The 5,053-nt window shown below is 70.8% G+C and carries 7 protein-coding genes; 3 read left to right on the top strand and 4 right to left on the bottom strand.

The features are described from left to right. The 4 genes from VIB55_RS23585 to VIB55_RS23570 form a co-directional block, all read right to left on the bottom strand. The coding region (locus VIB55_RS23585; protein WP_331879132.1) for an SRPBCC family protein at positions 1 to 246 on the bottom strand (246 nt) is incomplete at its 3' end. Between the two features lie 183 nt (positions 247 to 429). Beyond that, positions 430 to 1,503, bottom strand: coding sequence for a M42 family metallopeptidase (locus tag VIB55_RS23580; RefSeq protein ID WP_331879131.1), 1,074 nt, complete (start codon positions 1,501 to 1,503; stop codon positions 430 to 432). A 32-nt stretch (positions 1,504 to 1,535) separates the two neighbouring features. Next, entirely contained in the window at positions 1,536 to 1,733 is a 198-nt protein-coding gene (locus tag VIB55_RS23575; protein WP_331879130.1) for a hypothetical protein, read from the bottom strand. 78 nt (positions 1,734 to 1,811) lie between these two features. Next, positions 1,812 to 2,426, bottom strand: coding sequence for a CoA pyrophosphatase (locus tag VIB55_RS23570; RefSeq protein ID WP_331879129.1), 615 nt, complete (start codon positions 2,424 to 2,426; stop codon positions 1,812 to 1,814). Between the two features lie 117 nt (positions 2,427 to 2,543). Here VIB55_RS23570 and ilvA point away from each other — a divergent pair, with 117 nt between their 5' ends. From ilvA to VIB55_RS23555, 3 genes are all read left to right on the top strand, one after another. Beyond that, a complete protein-coding gene (gene ilvA / locus VIB55_RS23565) occupies positions 2,544 to 3,752 on the top strand; it encodes a threonine ammonia-lyase (protein ID WP_331879128.1) in 1,209 nt (402 codons plus the stop codon). After that, a complete protein-coding gene (locus tag VIB55_RS23560) occupies positions 3,749 to 4,054 on the top strand; it encodes an HNH endonuclease (RefSeq protein ID WP_331879127.1) in 306 nt (101 codons plus the stop codon). Before ilvA ends, VIB55_RS23560 begins: the two co-directional genes overlap by 4 nt. A 413-nt stretch (positions 4,055 to 4,467) precedes the next feature. Next, entirely contained in the window at positions 4,468 to 4,977 is a 510-nt protein-coding gene (locus VIB55_RS23555; RefSeq protein WP_331879126.1) for a hypothetical protein, read from the top strand. Positions 4,978 to 5,053: the final 76 nt, after the last annotated feature.

The raw sequence follows: 5,053 nt of genomic DNA, 5'->3' as shown, positions 1-5,053 counted from the left end.
CCGGTAGACGACGGCGGGCCGCCCGGCATCCAGGTGCATCTCCGACACCCACCACACGGGCCAGGGCAGGGGCCCGAACCCGCGGCGCGCCGCCATCTCCACGCGTCCCGTGCCGAAGCCGTCCCGCCGCTGGAAGCGCACCCAGCGGTAGTGCGGAAGCCACTCCGGCCACCGCTCCACGTCCGCGCCCGCGCGGAAGCACGCGTCCACGGGCGCGCGGATGAGGATTTCGTCGACGGTGTACACGGGGGAAAGTGCGTGAGTGCGTTAGTTCGTTAGTGCGTTAGTGCTTTAGTGCGAAAGTGCGTAAGTGCGAAAGTGCGAAAGTGCGAAAGTGCGAAAGTGCGAAAGTGCGAAAGTGCGAAAGTGCGCGGCTCACCTTGGTCCCGGCGTTTTTCCGCACTCACGCACTAACGCACTCACGCACTATCATCTCGGTATGAAGTCGTCCTCGGCCGTGACCGACCGGCAGAACGCCGCGATCAGGCGAATCGTCGCGTCCACGTCCGCCAGGTCCACCACCTCGTTGGGCGAGTGCATGTACCGGTTGGGGATCGACACGACCGCCGTGGGCACGCCGGCGCGCTGCAGGTAGATGGCGTCGGCGTCGGTGGAGGTCATCCGCGGGCTTCCCTGGATGGTGTAGGGAATGCCCTCCTGCTCGGCCAGCGCCGCCAGGCGCTCGAAGACGATGGGATGGATGGCGGAGCCGCGGGACAGCACGGGGCCGCTCCCCAGCTTGTGCTCGCCCACCTGCTTCTTTTCCACCCCCGGCGCGTCGGTCGAGAAGGTGAGGTCTACCACGATGGCGATCTGCGGGTCCAGCTTGTACGCCGAGGTGCGCGCGCCGCCGCCGTGGTAGCCGATCTCCTCCTGCGCCGTGGCTACCGCCGTCACCTCCGCCTGGCCGCCATCACCGGTGGAGAGTGCGCGGAGCACCTCGAGCACGACGTACGCTCCGATGCGGTTGTCCACCGCGCGGCTGGCGATCAGCCCGTCGCCCAGCTCGATCAGCCCCGCGTCCACCACGCCGGGGTCGCCCACGCGGATGCCCTTGGCCACCGCGCCGTCGCGGTCGCGCGCGCCCACGTCTACCCACAGGTCGCTGAGCTTGACGGCCTTTTCCTTTTCCTCGGGCGTGATCAGGTGGATGGGCTTCTTGCCCACCACGCCCACCACGTCGCCCATCCGCGTGAGGAAGCGGATCCGCTGGCCGACGAGCACCTGCGGGTCCCACCCGCCGATGCCGTCCACGTACAGGAAGCCTTCTTCGTCCACGTGCGTCACCATCAGGCCGATCTCGTCGACGTGCCCCGCCAGCATGATCCGCGGGCCGCCCTCCCCGCTGATGGTGGCGTACGAGTTTCCGGCGACGTCGATGGTGACGTTCTTGGCGAACGCCTCGGCCTCGGCGCGCCAGACGCGCGCGGCGGCCGTCTCGAAGCCCGACGGGCCGGGGGCGTCGAGAAGGCGCTTCAGGAACTCGAACGAGGTATCTTCCATGGACGTGCTCTGGGAGTTGAATCCGGTGCCGGTCAGGGCGTGTCCCCGCCGGGCGCCCCGCCCGCTGCGGCCGCGCGCCGCGCCACGTCGGGGGTGTAGGCGTGGTACAGGTGCTTGGCCAGCACCTCGGCCGCGTACACCTCGGGAGGAAGGTCTTCCAGCTCCGCCAGCGCCCGCAGCGCCTGGGCCTGGCGGGTGGTGAGCTTCAGCGTAACGGCTTCGTGCGGCATCGCGTTCCCGTGGTCTCCCCTCCATCCTGGCGGAGAAGAGGATCTGCTACTGCATCTCTCGTGCGGGCGCGCCGCCGGTCACTCCAGCGGCAGCGCCAGGAACTCCGAAACGATGCGGTGGGTGAGCCCCCAGACCACGTAGCCGCGGGTGCCCAGCGCCGGAAACCGCATCGCCCCGATCCCCTCCATTTCCAGCAGGTGCTCGGTGACGGCGCCCGGGGCGCGGAGCTCCGCGAGCGGGACCCATACCGCCGCGTCTACCTCTTCGTTGGGCACCGCCCGGGTGCCGGCGGGCACGCCGAAGACGAAGGGGCGCACCAGGATGTTCGGCGCCCGCGCGGAGCGCGGCCACACCGGCTCCAGCGCGCCCAGCAGCCGCCCGCCCGCGTGCACGTCGATCCCCACCTCTTCGCGGGTTTCGCGCGCCGCCGTGTCTTCCGGGGCCGGGTCTTCCGGCTGCTCGCGGCCCCCGGGGAGCGCCACGTGCCCCGACCACGGGTCTCCCTCGCGCTCGGCGCGGCGGATCAGCAGCAGCTCCAGCCCCTCGCCGCCCGGACGCAGCAGCAGCGCCACCGCGGCGCGCGGAACCGCCAGCTCGGGCAGCGGCTCCGGCGGCGGGCGCGTGGCGAGGGCGCGCGCGACCGCGGCGAATTCCGGCGGATGGGGAACGTGAGGGGTGTCCTGTGCTTCCATCAGCGCGTAGGCGGCCGCGCCGGAGACCGCTTGCCCCCGCCGCGCGGAGAGGTTATCACATCGCGTTCACTTCGGCAACGCCGGCCGTCCATTCTGTCTCATATCTTGCGCGCTTCCATGGTTACGCTCCAGGACATCCGCGAGGCGCGGGAGCGCATCGCCGGGCAGGTGGTGCTCACCCCGTGCACGCCGTCGGAAACCTTCGGCGAGATGTTCGGCGGGAGCGCCTGGTTCAAGTTCGAGAACCTTCAGCGCACCGGTAGCTTCAAGGAGCGCGGCGCGCTGAACCGCATGCTGCTGATGCCCGAGGGCGACCGCGCCCGCGGCGTGATCGCCGCCAGCGCCGGCAACCACGCGCAGGGAGTGGCCTACCACGCGGCCCGGCTGGGGATTCCCGCCACCATCGTGATGCCCGAGCGCACCCCGCTGGTAAAGGTGTCGGCGACGGAAAAGTACGGCGCGCGCGTGGTGCTGCACGGCTCCGTGTACGACGAGGCGATGGTCGAGGCCCTGCGCATCCGCGAGCAGGAGGGGCAGACGCTGATCCATCCCTTCGACGACCCCGCGATCATCGCGGGGCAGGGCACCATCGGGCTCGAGGTGCTGGAGCAGGTTCCCTACGTGGACGTGGTGGTGTGCGCGGTGGGCGGCGGCGGCATCATCTCCGGCATTGCCACCGCCATCAAGGAAACCCGCCCCGGCGTGCGCCTGGTGGGGGTGGAGTCGTCGGCGCTTCCCGCCGCGCTGCGCTCCCGGGAGGCGGGCGAGCTGGTGACCATCCCCCCGGCGGAAACCATCGCCGAGGGCATCGCCGTGCGCAGGATCGGGGAGAACACCTTCGGCCACATCGAGCGCTACGTCGACGAGCTGGTGGTGGTGAGCGAGGAGGAGATCGCCGCGGGGGTGCTGCTGCTGCTGGAGCGCGAAAAGACGGTGGCCGAGGCGGCGTGCGCCACCACGGTGGCGGCGGTGGTGGGCGGGCACGTGCCGGACGTGGCGGGAAAGAACGTGGTGATGATCCTGAGCGGGGGGAACATCGACGTCACGCTGATGTCGCGCATCATCGACCGGGGGCTGGTGCAGGACGGCAGGCGCGCCACCCTGCGGGTGCGGGTGAAGGACAGGCCGGGCGCCCTGGCGGCGCTGACGGCGCGGCTGGCGGAGACGGGCGCCAACGTGCTGCGGCTGGACCACAACCGCGCCATGGCCGACCTCTGGGTGACCGAGGCCGAGATCGACCTGATGCTGGAACTGCGCGGGCGCGACCACCTGCGCCAGGTGATCGACTCGCTTCAGGCGGGGGGATTCGAGGTGCTCCCCGCATGAGGGACGACGCCAGCCTGCGGGAACGCATCTTCAACCGCGACGGCAACCGGTGCGTGTACTGCGCCGGCCTGTTTCCCCCCGAGCAGCTTTCGCTGGACCACGTGCAGCCCCGCGCCCGCGGGGGCGACAACTCGCCCGGCAACCTGGTGACGGCCTGCCTGGCCTGCAACACGCGCAAGGGACACCAGCCGGCCTGGGCCTGGCTGGCCGAGCTGCCGGGCGAGCGGGCCAACTTCCTGCGCTACGGCACCGCCGTGTGGACCCGCCTTCGCCGCGCGGTGGAGGAAGCGGCGAAATCCTGAATCCGCCACATTTCATCGGTCGTTTTGCCGCACCACGAATGCCCCGCGCCGCCCCGTGCAGCGCGGGGCAGCCGCGTATCCGGGGACGGCGCACGGTTGGTGCCGGATCGTGCGCGCAGGCTGCCCTCGTCCCATCCCGCTGGCGCGTTTTCCGCGTACTGCCAGCCACTTGCCCGTGCACCGGGGCGCCCGTCGGCGCGCCTGCGCCCCTTTGCGGCGGGTGCGCCCGGTGATCCCTCAATCTTTACGCAAACCTTCTCCGGTGGCTCCGGGTTTGCATAGGCGAACGGGTGCCGGTCTCGTCGCGGGGGGAGGCGCTGAGCGCCACCAAGCCGCCGAAAAAAGAAGGTACCGAAGCCGGGGGGTAGTACGTGTCGCGAAGCAGGACCCAGCAGCTCGAGCGCACGCTTGGAATGGCCACGCGCTTCCTGGACGAGGTCAGGTCCGACATCGGCAGGGCGGCCATGGACGGCGAAGACGTTCCGCCGCGCATCCGGAGTGTCCACGAAAAACCGGGGCACGCCACGCCGGAGTTCCGCACCCTCGCCATCCCCATTCCGGGGGACCTGGGAGGGGCCTCGCCCGAGATCCTGTCGGGGACCATCCGGAAGTACGCGGAAACCCGGAAGCCCGACTGCCTGCTCCTGGCGATGGAGGCGCAGATGGACTGGGACGGCAGCCCCCACCCGGTGCTGATCGCCGAGGCGCGGGACCGCACGGGAACGCGGATGTACTGGATGCAGCCCTACCGCCCGGACGGCAGCAAGGTGGATTGGGACGACCCGGTGGAGGGCGGCTGGCGCGACCCGGGGGAGTCGGAGATGATCCTGGACGCGGCGTTTCCGCTGCGGGTGGAGGTAGACGACGTTCCCGCCGTCCGGCGGCGGGGCCGCCGCGTGGGCGACCCGCCGCGCGCGGACTAGCGGCACGTTTCTGAAGTTCAGCTAGCGCGAATCCGGTCCACGCAGAAGCGGCGACGGAATCGGGGTGACGCGGTCG

It is taken from the genome of Longimicrobium sp., assembly GCF_036554565.1.
Lineage (GTDB): Bacteria > Gemmatimonadota > Gemmatimonadetes > Longimicrobiales > Longimicrobiaceae > Longimicrobium.
Note: the sequence above shows the minus strand (reverse complement) of the source record. Positions and strands in the feature narration are given on the sequence as shown.

Bases quoted from the DNA above. Each gene is read 5' to 3' on its own strand.
- VIB55_RS23580 (WP_331879131.1), bottom strand. From the start codon at position 1,503: ATGGAAGATACCTCGTTCGAGTTCCTGAAGCGCCTTCTCGACGCCCCC.
- VIB55_RS23575 (WP_331879130.1), bottom strand. From the start codon at position 1,733: ATGCCGCACGAAGCCGTTACGCTGAAGCTCACCACCCGCCAGGCCCAG.
- VIB55_RS23570 (WP_331879129.1), bottom strand. From the start codon at position 2,426: ATGGAAGCACAGGACACCCCTCACGTTCCCCATCCGCCGGAATTCGCC.
- ilvA (WP_331879128.1), top strand. From the start codon at position 2,544: ATGGTTACGCTCCAGGACATCCGCGAGGCGCGGGAGCGCATCGCCGGG.
- VIB55_RS23560 (WP_331879127.1), top strand. From the start codon at position 3,749: ATGAGGGACGACGCCAGCCTGCGGGAACGCATCTTCAACCGCGACGGC.
- VIB55_RS23555 (WP_331879126.1), top strand. From the start codon at position 4,468: ATGGCCACGCGCTTCCTGGACGAGGTCAGGTCCGACATCGGCAGGGCG.